The organism is Rhizobium sp. RU20A (assembly GCF_900155885.1).
GTDB lineage: Bacteria > Pseudomonadota > Alphaproteobacteria > Rhizobiales > Rhizobiaceae > RU20A.
This window is the reverse complement of the sequence record NZ_FTMB01000001.1, coordinates 1-16,598: the sequence shown is the minus strand read 5'-3', so window position 1 is coordinate 16,598 and position 16,598 is coordinate 1. Positions and strand designations below refer to the sequence as shown.

Annotated in this window: 18 protein-coding genes; 3 read left to right on the top strand and 15 right to left on the bottom strand. The window is 63.1% G+C overall.

What is annotated here, in order from left to right; genetic code table 11:
• Positions 1-170 precede the first annotated feature (170 nt).
• The 12 genes from F3H41_RS00090 to rpoZ all read right to left on the bottom strand — a co-directional run bounded on the left by F3H41_RS00090 (position 171) and on the right by rpoZ (position 10,459).
• A complete protein-coding gene (locus F3H41_RS00090) occupies positions 171-1,226 on the bottom strand; it encodes an NAD(P)-dependent alcohol dehydrogenase (RefSeq protein ID WP_149736567.1) in 1,056 nt (351 codons plus the stop codon).
• A 119-nt stretch (positions 1,227-1,345) separates the two neighbouring features.
• Complete coding sequence (locus tag F3H41_RS00085) at positions 1,346-2,350, bottom strand: glutathione S-transferase family protein (RefSeq protein ID WP_149736566.1); 1,005 nt, start codon at positions 2,348-2,350, stop codon at positions 1,346-1,348.
• Positions 2,351-2,484: 134 nt separating this feature from the next.
• Entirely contained in the window at positions 2,485-2,748 is a 264-nt protein-coding gene (locus F3H41_RS00080; protein ID WP_149736565.1) for a hypothetical protein, read from the bottom strand.
• 186 nt (positions 2,749-2,934) lie between these two features.
• Positions 2,935-3,159 (bottom strand): hypothetical protein, encoded by a 225-nt coding sequence (locus F3H41_RS00075; RefSeq protein ID WP_149736564.1) that lies wholly within the window; start codon positions 3,157-3,159, stop codon positions 2,935-2,937.
• Between the two features lie 77 nt (positions 3,160-3,236).
• Positions 3,237-4,178 (bottom strand): GTPase Era, encoded by a 942-nt coding sequence (gene era, locus F3H41_RS00070; protein ID WP_149736563.1) that lies wholly within the window; start codon positions 4,176-4,178, stop codon positions 3,237-3,239.
• A 74-nt stretch (positions 4,179-4,252) separates the two neighbouring features.
• Positions 4,253-4,963, bottom strand: a complete 711-nt coding sequence (gene rnc, locus F3H41_RS00065; RefSeq protein ID WP_149736562.1) for a ribonuclease III — start codon at positions 4,961-4,963, stop codon at positions 4,253-4,255.
• Entirely contained in the window at positions 4,960-5,703 is a 744-nt protein-coding gene (gene lepB, locus F3H41_RS00060; RefSeq protein WP_149736561.1) for a signal peptidase I, read from the bottom strand. Before lepB ends, rnc begins: the two co-directional genes overlap by 4 nt.
• Positions 5,704-5,798: 95 nt before the next feature.
• Positions 5,799-6,218: a holo-ACP synthase gene (acpS, locus tag F3H41_RS00055; RefSeq protein WP_149736560.1), complete on the bottom strand. Its 420-nt coding sequence runs from the start codon at positions 6,216-6,218 to the stop codon at positions 5,799-5,801.
• Between the two features lie 370 nt (positions 6,219-6,588).
• A complete protein-coding gene (locus F3H41_RS00050) occupies positions 6,589-6,741 on the bottom strand; it encodes a DUF3563 family protein (RefSeq protein ID WP_149736559.1) in 153 nt (50 codons plus the stop codon).
• A 165-nt stretch (positions 6,742-6,906) separates the two neighbouring features.
• Entirely contained in the window at positions 6,907-7,461 is a 555-nt protein-coding gene (locus F3H41_RS00045; RefSeq protein ID WP_149736558.1) for a hypothetical protein, read from the bottom strand.
• 190 nt (positions 7,462-7,651) lie between these two features.
• Positions 7,652-9,865: a bifunctional (p)ppGpp synthetase/guanosine-3',5'-bis(diphosphate) 3'-pyrophosphohydrolase gene (locus F3H41_RS00040; RefSeq protein ID WP_149736557.1), complete on the bottom strand. Its 2,214-nt coding sequence runs from the start codon at positions 9,863-9,865 to the stop codon at positions 7,652-7,654.
• Between the two features lie 192 nt (positions 9,866-10,057).
• Positions 10,058-10,459, bottom strand: a complete 402-nt coding sequence (gene rpoZ, locus F3H41_RS00035; protein WP_149736556.1) for a DNA-directed RNA polymerase subunit omega — start codon at positions 10,457-10,459, stop codon at positions 10,058-10,060.
• Positions 10,460-10,894: 435 nt separating this feature from the next.
• Between rpoZ and F3H41_RS00030 the strand changes: the two genes are divergently transcribed.
• Positions 10,895-11,473 carry an NYN domain-containing protein gene (locus F3H41_RS00030; RefSeq protein WP_149736555.1) on the top strand — a complete coding sequence of 193 codons (579 nt, stop codon included), beginning with the start codon at positions 10,895-10,897 and terminating at the stop codon, positions 11,471-11,473.
• Positions 11,474-11,543: 70 nt separating this feature from the next.
• On the opposite strand, the gene smpB is transcribed toward F3H41_RS00030, so the two are convergent.
• The gene (gene smpB / locus F3H41_RS00025; RefSeq protein WP_149736554.1) at positions 11,544-12,023 is read right to left on the bottom strand and encodes an SsrA-binding protein SmpB; all 480 of its coding nucleotides are present in this window, start codon (positions 12,021-12,023) and stop codon (positions 11,544-11,546) included.
• Complete coding sequence (dapA, locus tag F3H41_RS00020; protein ID WP_149736553.1) at positions 12,023-12,907, bottom strand: 4-hydroxy-tetrahydrodipicolinate synthase; 885 nt, start codon at positions 12,905-12,907, stop codon at positions 12,023-12,025. Before dapA ends, smpB begins: the two co-directional genes overlap by 1 nt.
• A 345-nt stretch (positions 12,908-13,252) precedes the next feature.
• On the opposite strand from dapA, the gene F3H41_RS00015 reads away from it, so the two are divergent.
• Both F3H41_RS00015 and F3H41_RS00010 read left to right on the top strand, forming a co-directional pair.
• Positions 13,253-15,319 (top strand): lytic transglycosylase domain-containing protein, encoded by a 2,067-nt coding sequence (locus tag F3H41_RS00015; protein ID WP_244616107.1) that lies wholly within the window; start codon positions 13,253-13,255, stop codon positions 15,317-15,319.
• Between the two features lie 50 nt (positions 15,320-15,369).
• Entirely contained in the window at positions 15,370-16,263 is an 894-nt protein-coding gene (locus tag F3H41_RS00010) for an alpha/beta hydrolase (protein WP_149736551.1), read from the top strand.
• Between the two features lie 192 nt (positions 16,264-16,455).
• On the opposite strand, the gene F3H41_RS21455 is transcribed toward F3H41_RS00010, so the two are convergent.
• Positions 16,456-16,598, bottom strand: a 143-nt coding sequence (locus tag F3H41_RS21455; RefSeq protein ID WP_244616106.1) for a porin, incomplete at its 5' end; no start/stop codon positions are given.

Here is a 16,598-nt window from a genome sequence, read left to right as displayed (position 1 = left end):
GCGGGGTGGGTGTAGGAGGTCGTCCAATAGGGCAGAACCGTGCTCCCCGTCATGCTCGGGCTTGACCCGAGCATCCATATCCCCTTGTAAAAGCTTGAGGAAATGGATCCTCGGGTCAAGCCCGAGGATGACGGCGGAGATGGAGGCGCAAGCCCAAAGACAGGCCTGCTTTAGGCTGCCTTCGGCAGGCTCGCCATGTCGATGACGAAGCGATACTTGATGTCGCTCTTCAGCATGCGGGCATAGGCCTCCTCGATCTTGTCGATCGGGATGATCTCGATGTCGGCGGTGATGTTGTTCTTGCCGCAGAAGTCGAGCATTTCCTGCGTTTCAGCAATGCCACCGATCAGCGAGCCCGCGAAGTTGCGGCGCTTGAAGATCAGGTTGAAGACGCCGGTCGCCAGGGGCTTTTCCGGCGCGCCGACCTGCACCAGCGTGGCGTCGCGCTTCAGCAGGTTGAGATAGGCGTTGATGTCGTGCTGGGCGGCGACCGCATCGATGATGAGATCGAGGCTGGCATAGCGCTTGGCCATGGCGTCTGCATCGGTGGAGAGCACCACCTCATCGGCACCGAGGCGCTTGGCGTCCTCGACCTTGGAGGCGGAGGTGGTGAACATCACAACATGGGCGCCGAGCGCCTTGGCGAGCTTGACTGCCATATGGCCGAGGCCCCCGAGGCCGACGACGCCGACGCTCTTGCCGGGACCGGCACCCCAGTGGCGCAGCGGCGACCAAGTGGTGACGCCGGCACAGAGCAGCGGGGCGGCGGCGGCGGGATCGAGGTTCTCCGGCAGGTGCAGCACGAAATGCTCGGTCACGACGATATGGCTGGAATAGCCGCCATAGGTGTGGCCGCCGGAAATCTTGTCCGGGCTGTTATAGGTGCCGGTGAAGCCGTTTTCGCAATACTGCTCCAGGCCCTCGCCGCAGCTGTCGCAGGTCTGACAGCTGTCAACCATGCAGCCGACGGCGGCCATGTCGCCAACCTTGAAGCGGGTAACCTCGGCGCCGACCGCCGTCACGCGGCCGACGATCTCGTGGCCCGGCAGCGAGGGATAGAGGCTGCCTTCCCACTCGCCGCGCACGGTGTGCAGGTCGGAGTGGCAGACGCCGCAATAGAGGATTTCGATCGCGACATCGGTCGGGCCGGGATCGCGACGGGAGAAAGTAAAGGGCGCGAGCGGCTTGTCGGGCGCTTCGGCAGCGTAACCGGTGCATTGAAACATGGCGGGATCCTGTCTCTGACGGGCGGGAGGGATGGAAGGTCCGGCCGCGAGCGATGGTCATCGCGGCTGTCGGACACGTTCGCCAATGTAGGGCAGTTCTTACCGACAGCAAGCCGCCATCAATCAGTGCGTTCGAAAATACCGCGCGACAGCAGGTGATCGCGGCCATGCGGTGCGTCCAAATCCTGCTCCGGCCCGAGCGGCACGATCTGCGTCGGGTTTATGTGCGCGATGCCGTAATAGCCGCGCTTGATGTGATCGATGCGCACCGTCTGCGACAGGCCCGGCCACTGGTAGATCTCGCGCATGTAACCGGAGAGTGCGGGGTAATCGGTGAGATGCCGGATGTTGCACTTGAAGGCGCCGTGATAGGCGGCATCGAAGCGGATCAACGTCACGAAGAGGCGGATATCGGCCTCGGTGAAGGTGTCGCCGGCGAGATAGCGGTTTTCTGAAAGATGCGCTTCCAGCCGGTCGAGCATGGCAAAGACATCGGTGACGGCGGCCTCATAGGCGCTTTGCGTTTTGGCGAAGCCCGCGCGGTAGACGCCATTGTTGACCTTGTCGTAGATGGGCGCATTCCATGCATCGATCGTTTGGCGCAGGCCTTCTGGATAGAGATCGCGGCGATTGCCGGTGATGGCATCGAAGGCGGTGTTGAGGATGCGCAGGATATCGGCCGACTCGTTGTTGACGATGCGGCCTTCCTGCATGTCCCAGAGCACGGGCACGGAGACCTTGCCGGTATAGTGGTCGTCGGATGCCGTATAAAGTTCATGCTGGTAGCGGATATTGCCCACGCGCGGGCCGGCATCGACCGGCTTTTCATATTCCCAGCCGTTTTCGCCAAGGTGCGGGAGCGATACGGCGAGGCCGACGACATCTTCCAGCCCTTTCAGCACACGCATGATCAGCGTGCGCGAAGCCCAGGGACAAAGATAGGAGACGAAGAGCTTGTAGCGCCCCTTCTCCGCCGGCAGGCCGCGCGCGCCGTCCGGGCCGGCGCTGCCATCCGGCGTGATCCAGTCGCGAAAGCGCGTCGGCTCGCGATGAAAGGCCCCGCCCTTCATCTCGCTGGCGGCCACATCACCCTTCTCCCACTTGCCATCGACCAGTTGCGGCATGGATTTGCTCCCGTGAACGGCACCCCGCAGGGGCTTCGCACCGCTTGTGGCATGGCGGGATTGTTCACGAAAGACGGGGAGGCAGCGACAGTCCGTTCAGGGAAAGCGGACGGTGGCGGGATAAGGAGACCGGCTTACCGCACCAGAAGCAAGGCTTGCGCTCTCAGCCGGGCCTGCATGGCTTCCGTCATTCGACCGCCGACCGGACCACGACGAGACTGCGTGGAGAAGTAGTGCGGAGACCAGGGGAGAATTCTGTGATCGCCAAGATCGAAGACAGTATCCACCGTGAGACCGCAGACCGCTTTCTCGGCTGCATCCTCCACATGAAAACCGCGCGGCGGCGGGAACTTGTCGATCTGCTTGGTGCCGTGGACAACATCGACGTAGCCGACCATGTGGTCCCGCCCCTCGATGACGGTTCGCCGCGTGAAAGATTGACGAACGAGGCAGGGGCGAGCCGCAGGTCCCGGCTCGGCTCCATGCTCACTGTAGGGATATTTGCACCACACAATGTCAAAAGCGACCGGCAGGCCGATCGCTTCCAGGTCGAACAAATCTTCGGGCCGAAGGGTCGGCAATCATCACCAACCGGCTTTGCCCGTGGGCACAAGCTCATCGGGCGTCGGTCCGAATCGCTCCTCGACGTCCTTGTCGAGAGAAGCCTTCCACGTCGCCAGCGACATGTCGGTATAGTCGTCGTCGTCCGCGCAACCTGCAGACGCGACGGACGACTTCGCGGATGCCTGAAGCTTGCTGTCGCCGGAAGACGGCCGCGTCTCGCGGGCATTGCGGATTGCACCTACCATGTCGCTCTCCTAACGCTGCGTGTGTGTTGTCTGGCCTGAACGAAAGATAATCTTTCATGCAGGCCCTTGCAACGCCCTCAGCCCGTCGGGAAGTCCAGCCCCATTTCGCGGAAGCGTTCCGGGTCGTCGCCCCAGTTTTCGCGCACCTTCACGAAGAGGAAGAGGTGGACGGGTTGTTCAAGGATGTCGGAGATTTCGCGGCGGGAGGCCATGGAGATCGACTTGATGGCCTCGCCGTTCTTGCCGAGGGCGATCTTCTTCTGGCTGTCGCGTTCGACATAGATGACCTGCTCGATGCGCACCGAGCCGTCCTTGCGCTCTTCCCACTTCTCCGTCTCGACGTGGGAGGAATAGGGAAGCTCCTGGTGGAGGCGCAGGAAGAGTTTTTCACGGGTGATTTCGGCGGCGAGTTGGCGCATGGGAAGATCGGAGATCTGGTCTTCCGGATAATACCAGGGTCCTTCGGGCAGCTTGGCGGCGAGGTAGTCCATGAGGTCCTTGCATCCCGAACCGGTGGTGGCCGAGATCATGAAGGTGCGCTCGAAGGCGACGGCCTCGTTGGCGGCGGCGGCGAGTTTCAGGAGGTCTTCGGGGCGCACGCGGTCGATCTTGTTCAGCGCAAGAATCTTCGGCTGCTTGACCTCCTTGAGGCCCTCGAGGATCTGCTGGACATCGCCGGTGAGCGCGCGTTCGCTGTCGATGAGGAGCAGGATGACATCGGCATCCTTGGCCCCGCCCCAGGCGGTGGTCACCATGGCGCGATCGAGGCGGCGGCGCGGCTTGAAGATGCCGGGCGTGTCCATGAAGACGATCTGGGCGTTGTCGTGGATCGCGATGCCGCGCACGATGGCGCGGGTCGTCTGCACCTTGTGGCTGACGATCGACACCTTGGCGCCGACCAGATGGTTGACGAGGGTGGACTTGCCGGCATTGGTGGCGCCGATCAGCGCGACGAAGCCGGAGCGAGTCGGCGCATCGCTGGCGCCGGAGATTTCGGTGTTTTCGGTCATGGGATCCATCTTATCAGGCCGGCGCGCGGGACGCACGCATCATTGCGGCGACGGGCGGCGGTGGCCAATGCATTCAAAGCGGTTCAGGCTCCGGCTTTCCAGACGCCTTCGCGCTCCAGAAGCTTCGTCGCCGCCTGCTGTTCGGCGGCGCGGCGGGAGCGATCGGTTCCGGTTTCCGGCGCGATGCCATCGATCTCGACCGTCACGGTGAAGACGGGATCGTGGTCCGGGCCGCTGCGATCGTCGATGCGGTATCGCGGCGTGGTGGCGAATTTCGCATGCGTCCACTCCTGCAGCTCGGTCTTGGCGTCGCGGCGGGCATTGCCGGCTTTCAGGGCCTTGTCCGACCACATCTTGAGGACGAAGGTGCGGGCCGCCTCCATGCCGCCGTCGAGATAGATGGCGGCGATCAGCGATTCCACCACATCGGCGCGCACATTGAGCATGGCCTTGCCGGTCAGCTTCTTCACATCGGCGCCGGTGCGGATGAAGGCGTGCAGGCCGAGATCGTCGGAGACCTCGGCGCAGGTTTCAGCACTGACGAGCTGGTTGAAGCGCACGGACAGCTCCCCTTCACGCGCCTGGCCGTAGCTGCGGAAGAGCAGTTCGGCGATCACGAGGCCAAGCACCCGGTCGCCCAGAAATTCCATGCGTTCGTAGTTGGAGCCCTTCTGGGGCTTGGCGCTCGAATGGGTGAGCGCCCGGTCGAGGCGCTCCTTGTCGGCGAACTCATAACCGACCAGCGCCTCGACGGCGGCGCGAACCTCCGCGATCGGCGGCCGCGGCTTCTTCATTCGACAGCCTTGAAGATGCGGTCGTAGCGCAGGTTCGCCGGCCACTTCCAGATTTCGCGGAACGAGGTGCCGCCGCCCAGCGAGAAGAAGATCAGGCTGGCGCGGCCAACCAGGTTCTCGGCCGGGACGAAGCCGACATCGAAGCGGCTGTCGGCGGAATTGTCGCGGTTGTCGCCCATCATGAAGTAATGGCCGGCGGGAACGAGGAATTCGCGCGTGTTGTCGCCGCGGCTGTCCGGATATTGGTCGAGCGTGTCGAAGGAGACGCCGTCATCGAGCGTTTCCTTGAAGACGGGAACGTCGGCGCCGGTATCATACTGGTCATCGGCACGGAACATGCCGTCGGCGACGCGCGGAACCGGCTGGTCGTTGATGTAGAGGATGCTGTCGCGCACCTGCACACGGTCGCCCGGCAGGCCGACGACGCGCTTGATGTAGTCGATGTCCGGGTTCGGCGGGAAGCGGAAGACGACGATGTCGCCGCGCTTGGGCTCGGAACCGAAGAGGCGCCCGGAGAAGATGTCCGGCGAAAAGGGCAGCGAATACTTCGAATAGCCGTAGGCGAACTTGTTGACGAAGATGTAGTCGCCGACCAGCAGCGTCGGCATCATCGAGCCCGAGGGAATGGTGAAGGGCTGGAACAGCAGCGTGCGGATGACCACGGCCAGCAGCAGGGCCTGCACGATGACCTTCACATTTTCCCACAGACCGCTCTGCTTGGCTTGCGTCTTCTCTGTCACGCTCGTCGCTTCCTTCGTGAAATGGGCGGATGTGCGAAACACCCGATGCGGACGGGCGCCTCTCGGCCCTTGGGGTCCGCCAAGTTGTTTTTGCTCTAACTGCTTCCTTCGGCCGGAGCAACGGGCAGCGCCTCAATTATCACGAAGGCCTGCGCGAGGGGAAAGTCGTCTGTGATGGTCAGATGAATGCGGCTGACGTGATTTTCCGGGGTCATGGCCGCAAGGCGCGCCGCTGCCCCGCCGGTCAACACCATGGTGGGCTTGCCGCCCGGCAGGTTCACGACGCCCATGTCGCGCCAGAAGACGCCCTGCGAAAGGCCGGTGCCCAGCGCCTTGGAGCAGGCCTCCTTGGCAGCGAAACGCTTCGCATAGGAGGCGGCCCGGTTCTTGCGGGCCTCGGATTTGCGGATTTCCGTCTCGGTAAAGCAGCGGTGCGTGAAACGCTCGCCGAAGCGTTCGAGAGAATTCTCGATGCGCCTGATATCGATGAGATCGCTGCCGATGCCGATGATCATGCTGCCACTCGTCCCCGCCCGCCGGGCCTGTTCGCCTTACCTGCCGAATGCATGTGGGAGGATGATGCTTCGGAAGGCCAGACATAGGCCGGCTCGGGGGCACTGACCAGACCCTCGGCAATATCGAGATGTCTGCGATCACGTTCATTCGCGTATAAAGGTGATGCGTCTGCAATGACTGCGGCATCCACCGGTCGCGACCCGTTCGGCCGCGCTCAATCGTCAGAGGAAGCGCGCAAGCGCCCTTCCCTTCATCTGCCGCTATCACAGACACCTTCATGGCGCCCGACGGAAGCGTACAGACTTTTCTTGACGCGGCCCCGCCATGCACGCAGCGCATGGCAGGCTTTCGCCATTTCAATCGCTCTGATCAGAACGTGTGGCGGAACATGCCGCGGTCGACCTGACGCTGGCGGTATTCCAGATCGATGCGATCGGTGGCGCCGTTCAGGTAGGCAAGCTCGCGTTCTTCAGGCGACGGTACGCGGAGAGCGCGGCGGATCTTCTTCAGCTGGTCAAACATGGTAGCCTCTTTCGGTTACCTCCCGAGCCAGAATATAGGGACGTGACACCGATTACACCAACGCCGATTGGCGGCAGCAGATGTGCGCCATGCGCATGGCGCCTTAACAAATCACCAAATTCTGCCTGCGAGATATGCAAATCGGTAAGGTTTGCCTTCAACGGGTCACGGCGCTGGCGGGCTGCGCGTCAGTTTGAAGCGCATGTCGTCGCCCGGCGTGATGCCCGCGCAGCCCTTTGCCGGCACGGGCTCGAGACGAAACCGATCGTCATCCGCGCCAAGACGGGCGCCCGGGGCGGCTTCGCCCTCTTCGCCGCACACATGCAGATCATGACCGGGAACGAAGAAGAGACGGCCGTTCGCATCACGCTCCAGCGTGAAACTGCCACCGTCACACTCGATGGCGCAGGCCAGACGATCGACCTTGCCGTCCACGGCCGTGCAACCGCCCGACAGACGGACGGGCTCCGACACTTTGCGGAAGGACAGCGAGAGATCGACGATGACAGGCGCATCCTGCCACTCATCGCGTGTGGCAAGGACGGTGACGGCGGTGACGTTCTGGCGGGGATGGGCTTTGAGATGCGCATCGTCGTAGCGGCGCTCGAAACAGGCCGCGGCCAGTTTTCCGGGCGCAAGCGGTGCGCCGAACAGGAAAGTTTCGTCGCCCTCGCCTGCCACCGCAGGGCTGGCCGCCGCGACGAGGAGAGCGCCCGTCACGCCGGCACACCGCAGCCAAGTCGGGAAAAAGGTGCTTGCATGGCCTCTCTTGCGAACGCTTGCCATCCCCATGAACTCCTTTGTCAACCACCATACACCGCGCCAATTGCGCGTTGCAGAGCTTCTGGCATGGATGGCCGGTTCCGCCTGTTCCCCCGGATACCGGAGCCGCAGGCAGACCATGCGTCGATCAGGAAAAGACCCGCTTGACGCCGGAAATGCTTGGCAACTCGCGCAACTGCGCGATCAGGTGGCTCAGTTGACGTAGGTCCCAGACCTCCAGATCGAACTGCAACTCGCTGAAGTCGGCAGCGACCCGTCCCATGGACAGCGTACGGATGTTGACGTCGCTGGTGGCGATTGCCTGGGCGATCTCGGCAAGGCTACCGGGCTCGTTCAGGGCGGAGATGGCGATGCGGGCCATGAAACGGGTGTTGTTGGCTTCGTCCAGATCCCAGCGCATGTCGATCCAGCGCTCCGGCTCGTCCTCGAAGATCTGCAGGCTGGGCGACTGGATCGGATAGATGGTGATGCCTTTGCCCTCCTCCATGATGCCGACGATGCGGTCGCCCGGAACGGCCCCGCTCGGCGAGAAGGTGACCTCGGCATTGCCGGAAAGGCCGCGAATGGGCAGCGCGCTTGGACCCGTGCCCTCCTTCACCTGATCGGGAAGCTTGAAGGCGATGCCGGCCGCACTCGGCATGTTGAACCAGCCCTCGGTATTGGTCCGCTTGACGGTGACACGCTCGTCCTGGTGGTCGGGGAACATGGCGCGCAGGACGTCGAGCGAGGAGAGCTCGCCGCGACCGACGGCGGCGATCGCATCTTCCGTATCCTTCTGGCCGAGGCGGTGCAGGACGGGTTTCAGGGCCTCGCGCGAGAAGGTCTTGCCGGACCGCTCGAAAGTCCGCTCCAGGATGCGATGTCCGAGACCGGAATATTGCTTGCGGATGGCAGCGCGCGTGGCACGCCGGATGGCGGCGCGCGCCTTGCCGGTCACGACGATCTCTTCCCAGGCCGCCGGGGGCACCTGAATGCCGGAACGGATGATCTCGACCTCGTCGCCATTGTTGAGGCGGGTGACAAGCGGCATGATGCGGCCGTTGATCTTGGCACCGACGCAGGTGTCGCCGATATTGGTGTGAACGGCATAGGCAAAGTCGATGGGCGTCGCACCGCGCGGCAGGGCGATCAACTGGCCCTTCGGCGTGAAACAGAAGACCTGGTCCTGGAAGAGTTCGAGCTTGGTGTGCTCGAGGAATTCTTCCGGATTATCGCCCTCGGCCAGCGCCTCGATGGTGCGGCGCAGCCAGGAAAAAGCGTTGGACTGGGGCTTTTCGCGGTCGGCTTCATCGACCGTCTTGTTCTCCCCATCCTTGTAGAGCGTGTGGGCGGCGATGCCGTATTCGGCGATCTCGTGCATGTAACGCGAGCGAATCTGCAACTCGATGCGCTGGCGCGACGGGCCGACGATGGTCGTATGGATCGACTGGTAATCGTTCTGCTTCGGCGTGGAGATATAGTCCTTGAAGCGCCCCGGCACGACACGCCAGCGGGTGTGCACGATGCCGAGCGCGCGGTAGCAGGACGGCACGTCGTCGACGAGGATGCGGAAACCCCAGACGTCGGACAGCTGCTCGAAGGAGAGCGACTTCGACTGCATCTTTCGGAAGACCGAATAGGGCTTCTTCTGGCGGCCCTTGACCTGTGTGCTTGCAAGCCCCTCGGCCCGCAGCAGTTCGCGCAGTTCATCCTCGATCTTCTTGATGAGACCCTGGTTGCGCTCAGACAACTCGTCGAGCCGCTTGGTGACGGTTTCGAAGGCTTCGGGGTTGATGTGTCGGAAGGAGAGGTTTTCCAGCTCCTCGCGCATGTCCTGCATGCCCATGCGGCCGGCGAGCGGCGCATAGATCTCCATCGTCTCTTCCGAGATACGGGCACGCTTTTCCGGCGACATGTGATCGAGCGTGCGCATGTTGTGCAGGCGATCGGCGAGCTTGACGAGCAGCACGCGCACATCGTCGGAAATGGCGAGCAGGAGCTTGCGCAGGTTCTCCGCCTGCTTGGCCTTCTTGGTGACGAGGTCGAGCTTCTTGATCTTCGTCAGGCCCTCGACGAGAGCGCCGATATCCTCGCCGAAGAGTTCATCGATCTCGGCGCGGGTCGCCGTGGTGTCCTCGATCGTATCGTGCAGGAGCGCGACCGCAATGGTCGATTCGTCGAGATGCATCTCGGTCAGGATCGCGGCCACTTCCAGCGGATGGGAAATATAGGGGTCGCCGCTCGCACGCTTCTGCTGCCCGTGCTTCTGCATGGCATAGACATAGGCCTTGTTGAGCAGAGCCTCGTTGACATCGGGCTTGTATTTTTGAACGCGCTCAACGAGCTCGTACTGACGCATCATCCGCGGGGGACTCCTTCGGCACGCGCCGCACAGCCGACGCAGGCCCCTAATACCTTTGGCTTATCTTGGCCATGGCCGCCGCGAGCGCAAGCGGGCAGCGAGACAAAAACAAAACGCGCCAGCCCCGGCAGGGAATGGCGCGCCCGATCAGTGCATGTCGTGCCAGCCGCAGGGGCGACCGGCGCTGCGCAATCAGTAGTCGTCGCTCTTTTCCGGCGGGACGAGGCCTTCGATGCCGGCCAGCAGCTCTTCTTCCGACATGCGGTCGAAGGTCATGGCTTCCGGCTGGTCGTCGTCCTCGGCACTTTCGGCCGCGGCGGAGGCTGCAGCGATCATCGAAGCCGGATCGGGCTCGGGCTCGTCCACCTCGACATGCTTCTGCAGCGAATGGATCAGGTCTTCCTTGAGATCATCGGGCGACAGCGTCTCGTCGGCGATCTCGCGCAGCGCAACGACGGGGTTCTTGTCGTTGTCGCGGTCGATCGTGATCGGCGATCCCTGCGAGATCTGGCGGGCGCGGTGGCTGGCGAGCAGCACGAGTTCGAAACGGTTGTCGACCTTGTCGATGCAATCTTCGACGGTAACGCGGGCCATGGACTGTCCTTGTGCGACTCTGGCGGGTGCCTTGCGGCATGCCAGATAGGGAACGGCTGAACGACCGGCCGCAGGCAGGCACGCGGCTTGTCTGCTCCGGTCGCGAATGATTGATCAGGGCGATACAGGCAAAAGCCGGAAATTTCAAGCCATTCTTCCGGCAACCGGCCAGAGCCGTCATTTCCTGGGCATTTTCAGCGGCCTGCGGATGGTGCGGGAGCGATCATGACAGGCCGCAAGCCTCGGCATACGCAAAAAATTTTTAGCGGTTCCCGACGATTGGACTAGGGAAAATTGATGATTGCGCCTGTGCAAGGTGATCGCAAATAGTGTACGCAATAAACGGAAATCACTTTTCGATAATGACTTATTTTGGGTGTTTTAAAGTTTGAAGGCTCATTCATCGAGAGCACCCCGCAGACGACAGGAAGACGGATGTTCGATCCACGCGAAAAAATTGCCTTGTTCATTGACGGGGCAAACCTCTACGCCGCGTCCAAAAGCCTCGGCTTCGACATCGATTATCGCAAGTTGCTGAAGGCCTTCCAGAAGCGCGGCTACCTGCTGCGCGCCTACTATTATACGGCCCTTATCGAGGATCAGGAATATTCATCCATCCGCCCGCTGATCGACTGGCTGGACTATAATGGCTACAAGGTCGTGACGAAGCCGGCGAAGGAGTTCACCGATTCCCTTGGCCGCCGCAAGGTCAAGGGCAACATGGACATCGAACTCGCGATCGATGCAATGGAGCAGTCCGAAACGGTGGATCACATGGTGATCTTTTCCGGGGACGGCGATTTCACCACGCTCGTGGAAGCCTTGCAGCGCAAGGGGCGGAAGGTTTCCGTCGTCTCCACAATGGCGACCCAACCGCCCATGATCGCCGACGACTTACGCCGCCAGGCCGATCACTTCATCGATCTTCTGTCGCTGAAGCCGGAAATCGGTCGTGACCCCTCTGAACGCGCACCGCGGCCCGCACTGGAGCCGGTGGCTCCCGGCGTCGGCTGACCCATTCCCTCTGATTAACCGCTCACGTGGGGGGGGCGCCGGCTGGCGGACCGGCGAAAGGCCTGTTGGCCTAGCCGCGTTCGCGCAGCAGCCTGCCCTTCTGACGATTCCAGTCGCGTTCCTTCTCGGACTCGCGCTTGTCGTGCAGCTTCTTGCCCTTGGCGAGTGCCAGTTCCAGCTTCGCACGGCCCTTGTCGTTGAAGTAGATCTTCAGCGGCACCAGCGTCATGCCTTCACGGTTGATCGATACGCGCAGGCGGTTGATCTCGCGTTTTGAAAGCAGCAGCTTGCGGCGGCGGCGGGGTTCATGATTGAAGCGGTTGGCCTGCAGGTATTCCGGCAGGTGCGAGTTGATCAGCCAGATCTCCTCGCCCTCGTCCGATGCATAGGACTCGGCGATGTTCGCCTTGCCCTCGCGCAGCGACTTGACCTCCGTGCCGGTCAGCACGAGACCGGCCTCGTAGGTATCGACGATCTCGTAATTGAAGCGGGCCTTGCGGTTTTCCGCGACAATCTTCTTGATCGTCCGTTCGCTGCCTTTGGGTGCCATCAGTTCAACAATCCAGCATGACGAAGCGCCGCATCCAGTGCGGCCTCGGTCGAGGGTTCGAGCGTCGGCAGGAGGGGCGAGCGGACAGTGCGGCTCATCCGGCCGAGGCGGTTCAGGGCATATTTGGCCCCGCACAGCCCCGGTTCAAGGAAGATCGCCTTGTGAAGCGGCATCAACGTGTCCTGAAGGGCCAGCGCCTTGGCGAAATCCCCCGCAAGCGTTGCTTCCTGGAACTGCGCACAGAGCCGCGGCGCGACGTTGGCCGTGACCGAAATGCAGCCGACGCCGCCATGGGCGTTGAAGCCGAGCGCCGTCGCATCCTCGCCGGAGAGCTGGACGAAGTTCGGGCCGCAAGCGCCCCGCTGCTCCGAGACGCGCTCGATCTTGCCCGTGGCATCCTTGACGCCGACGATGTTCGCATGGGCCTTCGCAAGCGCCGCCATGGTCTCGACGCTCATGTCCACGACCGAGCGGCCGGGAATATTGTAGATGATGATCGGCAGCTTCACCGCGCCGGCAATCGCTGCATAATGGGCAAAAAGCCCCTTCTGCGTCGGCTTGTTATAATAGGGTGTCACGACGAGGATGGCGTCGGCGCCGGCCTTTTCGGCATGGCGGGCAAGCTCGATCGCCTCGATCGTATTGTTGGATCCGGCGCCGGCGATGACGGGAACGCGGCCGGCGGCGGCGCGGATGCACAGTTCGACGACCTGCTTGTGCTCATCATGGGAGAGCGTCGGGGATTCACCCGTCGTTCCGACCGGCACGAGGCCGTGACTGCCCTCGCCGATCTGCCATTCGACATGGGCCACGAAGGCATCGACATCCACCGCACCCGTTTCGGTGAAGGGCGTTACGAGAGCGGGAATCGACCCCTTGAACATGCGACACTCCTGAAGCGGCCGTTGCGCGGGCGTGAACCCGCTTTGGCCTTATTCCAAACGTAGAAAATCCGGCGCACAATAATCATATGACCTGACGGCAGCAAGCACGGAGTGTGGTGGGCCGGGTGCGTTTTACCTCGCATTCGGCTCTCGAAAGAATGAGGCCGGCGTGATGGCGAAGCTTAAGACTTGATTAAGCTTTCCGGGCGGTAAATCGAGGCCGAGACCGAAGCTTGCGGGCCGCGGCGAAAGACAGGGTCAACGACCGAGCGACAGGACTGAAGGCGGCGAGGACGACCCAAGGGAACGACGATGAGACGAACGGGGCTGACATCCATTCTTGTGATGACGCTGGCACTTGGTACAGCAGTGCCGAGCTACGCCCTTGAACCGAACGCACTGGTGCCCGTGCCCAAGTTGCGCCCCGGAAATCCGGTGCTCGGGAACGGTCCGGCCGGCGATATCACCGGCTCCATTCCGCGCGCGCAGGCGCAGCCGGATCGACAGACACGGATCAGCCCGGCGCCAATCAGCCCGACAGCGAGCGTCCTGAAGTCCGGACTTGACGCGCTTTCCAATCGCAAGCCGCTCGATGCGATCGCGGTGCGCGACAGCCTGCCTGACGGGCTTGACCGGCATATTCTCACCTGGGCAATCGCCATGTCAGGCCAGAGAGGCGTGCCTTCGCGCTTCATTGCCACAGCGCAGCGCGAGCTTTCCGGCTGGCCGGGACTTCAGGGGTTGAGAGCCCTTTCCGAAAAGGCGCTGCTTGCCGAAAACGGCAGTCCGCAGGATGTGCTCGCCGCCTTCGGCGCTTCGCAGCCGGAAACGACGGAGGGAACGATCGCGCTTGCCCGTGCCAATGTCGCGATCGGACAGCCACAGCAGGCAGCGCGGCTGATTGCCGGCCTGTGGCACCGCGAGGGCTTCGCCAAGGACCGTGAAGACGCCATTCTCAGCGAATTCGGCAGCCTGCTGAAGGCCGACGATCACCGCCGCCGCATGGAAATGCTGCTTTATCGCGGCCGGGTCGACCAGGCCAAGCGCTTTTCCGAACTCGGCCAGGCGCAATCTCTTTACAGGGCCTGGACAGCCGTGATCCGCAAGGCCGGCAATGCCGACCAGCTGATTGCAGCCGTGGATGCATCCTGGAGAAATTCGCCCGCCTACCTCTTCGTGCGGATCGAGAACCTGCGCAAGAAGGAAGATTATGCCGGGGCAGCCGCCCTTCTCGCCACGGTGCCTGCCGATCGCAAGGGGCTGACCGAGCCCGGCGAATGGTGGAACGAACAGCGTATCGTCAGTCGCGGACTGATGGATGCGGGCGACATGGTAGGCGCCTACCGGGTCGCCTCGCGGCATGTGGCGCTCAGATCCACGGATATCATCGACGCGGAGTTTCATGCCGGCTGGTATGCGCTGCGCGGCCTGAAGGACGGGAAGACCGCGGCGCGGCATTTTGCGGCCATGCTGCCCGAAGCCAGCCAGCCGATTTCGATCGCACGGGCCAATTACTGGCTCGGCCGGGCGGCGGAAGCCGGTGGCCCCGGCGATGCACGCGCCTTTTTCCGCAAGGCGGCAGCCTACCCCACCACCTTCTACGGCCAGCTCGCCGCCGCGCGGATTGGCGAGAAACAGTTGAACGTGGCCTATCCGCGCCCGAGCGAGGCCGATCGCCAGCGCTTTGCCGCGCGCGAAGCCGTGCGCGCCATCGACCGCCTGGAAGCGGCCGGGCACGGCTGGCGGGGCGATGCGCTCTACCGGGCGCTTGCCACGCAGATCGACAGTCCCGGCGAGCTGGCCATCCTTGCAAGCCGGGCCGAAACGACGCGGTCGCACTCCCTGTCGCTGCAGATCGGCAAGCTCGCCTATGGACGTGGCATCGACGTTGCCGCGCTGGCCTTCCCCGTCGGCGTCATTCCGCCCTCGGCCAACATATCGGCTGCCGGCAAGGCGCTCGCCTATGCCATCGCCCGGCAGGAAAGCGCCTTCGATCCCGCTGCGATTTCGCGGGCGGATGCGCGCGGCCTGTTGCAGATCCTGCCCGGCACGGCGCGCGGGGTTGCGAGCCGGATCGGCCTTGCCTATTCCGCCGACAAGCTGACGAGCGATGCCGGCTATAATGCCACGCTCGGCGCACATTATCTCGGTGAGCAGATCGCCGATTTCGGCGGCTCCTACATCCTGACCTTCATCGCCTATAATGCCGGGCCACGGCGCGTTCCCCAATGGATCAACCGCTATGGCGATCCGCGCGGGCGGCCGATCGACGAGGTCGTGGACTGGATCGAGCGCATTCCCTTTGGCGAAACACGCGGCTATGTTCAGCGGGTGATGGAAAATTATCAGGTCTACAAGGCGCGTCTCGGGCAGCCGGTCGATATCGTCGCCGATCTTCGGCACGGTCGCTGACGGCAGGCTTTCGGCGGCCGCCGGCAACCGATTCGGACGGGGAGAGACGGATGGATGCGACGGCGGCGATCAGCGAGCGGGATATCGTCTTTTCGGCCGCCGACGGGCTTTCGCTTTATGCACGCGAGATCCACCCGGCAACGGAAACGACGCGCCACCCGGTGATCTGCCTGCCGGGATTGAGTCGCAACGGGCGCGACTTTGACGGCATTGGCCGCAAGATCGCCTCTGATGCAAGCCTGCCCCGCCGCGTCATTCTTCTCGACAGCCGGGGACGTGGCCGCTCGGCCCGTGATGGCGATCCGACGTGTTATAACGTGGCGCAGGAAATGGCGGACCTGCTAACGTTGATGGAGCGGCTTTCGCTGGCAGAGGCGATCTTCATCGGCACCTCGCGTGGCGGCATCATCTTGCATGCGCTGGCCGCGGCGGCTCCGGACAAGATCGTCGCGGCCGTTCTCAACGATATCGGCCCGGTCATCGAAACCGAGGGACTTCTTGGCATTCGCGACGGGCTCTCCGGCCACCGCGTCTTCAAGGATTTCACGGAGGCGGAACTGGCGCTGCGGGCACGGTACGGCGCGCAGTTTCCCGCCCTTGGCGACTCGGACTGGGCGGACATGGCAAGGGCGATCCATGCGGAGCGTGACGGCGCGGTGATGGCCGACTTCGATCCGGCCATTATGGCGCCCTTCCAGGCGCTGACCTCCGAGACCGCGCTGCCGAGCGCCTGGCCACATTATGACGCGCTGGCGGCACGGCCGCTGTTGGTGCTGCGCGGCGCGCACTCCGACATTCTCTCACAGGAAACGGCGGACGAGATGATCCGTCGCGCCGAGGGGCGTGCCAAGCTTGTGACCGTTACCGGCCAGGGCCATGTGCCGCTGCTTCATACGGCGCCAGCAGCCGCTGCCATCCGCGCCTTCCTGGCGCAACTGGATTGAGCCGCGCCGCAGCGCCCTTCCCTCTTGCTTCGGTCTGCACCCGTAACATGAGAGGCGGCTTTGCGCCTTCACCCAAGAAGCAGACGGACGCCCATCGGGAGGGCCTTCCTGTCACTTCGAAGCGTTGAACGCAAAAAAGAACCCGGCTCGATGAGCCGGGTTCCCTCGTCACTGACGTGGTGTCAGATCAGATTAGAAGTCACGCTGCAGGCGGATGAAGCCGGTCGTTACGTCGCCCGTACGGTCGTTGTCCGTGTAGTTGACGGTTGCGAGGGTCTTCAGGCCTTCCGTGATCTGGTAACCAACGGTCACGCCAGCGCGCCACTGATCAACAT

Coding starts and splice junctions, on each gene's coding strand:
- rpoZ (WP_149736556.1), bottom strand. CDS start 10,459: ATGGCCCGCGTTACCGTCGAAGATTGCATCGACAAGGTCGACAACCGT.
- F3H41_RS00010 (WP_149736551.1), top strand. CDS start 15,370: ATGGATGCGACGGCGGCGATCAGCGAGCGGGATATCGTCTTTTCGGCC.
- F3H41_RS00085 (WP_149736566.1), bottom strand. CDS start 2,350: ATGCCGCAACTGGTCGATGGCAAGTGGGAGAAGGGTGATGTGGCCGCC.
- F3H41_RS00050 (WP_149736559.1), bottom strand. CDS start 6,741: ATGTTTGACCAGCTGAAGAAGATCCGCCGCGCTCTCCGCGTACCGTCG.
- dapA (WP_149736553.1), bottom strand. CDS start 12,907: ATGTTCAAGGGGTCGATTCCCGCTCTCGTAACGCCCTTCACCGAAACG.
- F3H41_RS00080 (WP_149736565.1), bottom strand. CDS start 2,748: ATGGTCGGCTACGTCGATGTTGTCCACGGCACCAAGCAGATCGACAAG.
- era (WP_149736563.1), bottom strand. CDS start 4,178: ATGGATCCCATGACCGAAAACACCGAAATCTCCGGCGCCAGCGATGCG.
- F3H41_RS00075 (WP_149736564.1), bottom strand. CDS start 3,159: ATGGTAGGTGCAATCCGCAATGCCCGCGAGACGCGGCCGTCTTCCGGC.
- smpB (WP_149736554.1), bottom strand. CDS start 12,023: ATGGCACCCAAAGGCAGCGAACGGACGATCAAGAAGATTGTCGCGGAA.
- F3H41_RS00015 (WP_244616107.1), top strand. CDS start 13,253: ATGACGCTGGCACTTGGTACAGCAGTGCCGAGCTACGCCCTTGAACCG.
- F3H41_RS00090 (WP_149736567.1), bottom strand. CDS start 1,226: ATGTTTCAATGCACCGGTTACGCTGCCGAAGCGCCCGACAAGCCGCTC.
- acpS (WP_149736560.1), bottom strand. CDS start 6,218: ATGATCATCGGCATCGGCAGCGATCTCATCGATATCAGGCGCATCGAG.
- F3H41_RS00040 (WP_149736557.1), bottom strand. CDS start 9,865: ATGATGCGTCAGTACGAGCTCGTTGAGCGCGTTCAAAAATACAAGCCC.
- rnc (WP_149736562.1), bottom strand. CDS start 4,963: ATGAAGAAGCCGCGGCCGCCGATCGCGGAGGTTCGCGCCGCCGTCGAG.
- F3H41_RS00030 (WP_149736555.1), top strand. CDS start 10,895: ATGTTCGATCCACGCGAAAAAATTGCCTTGTTCATTGACGGGGCAAAC.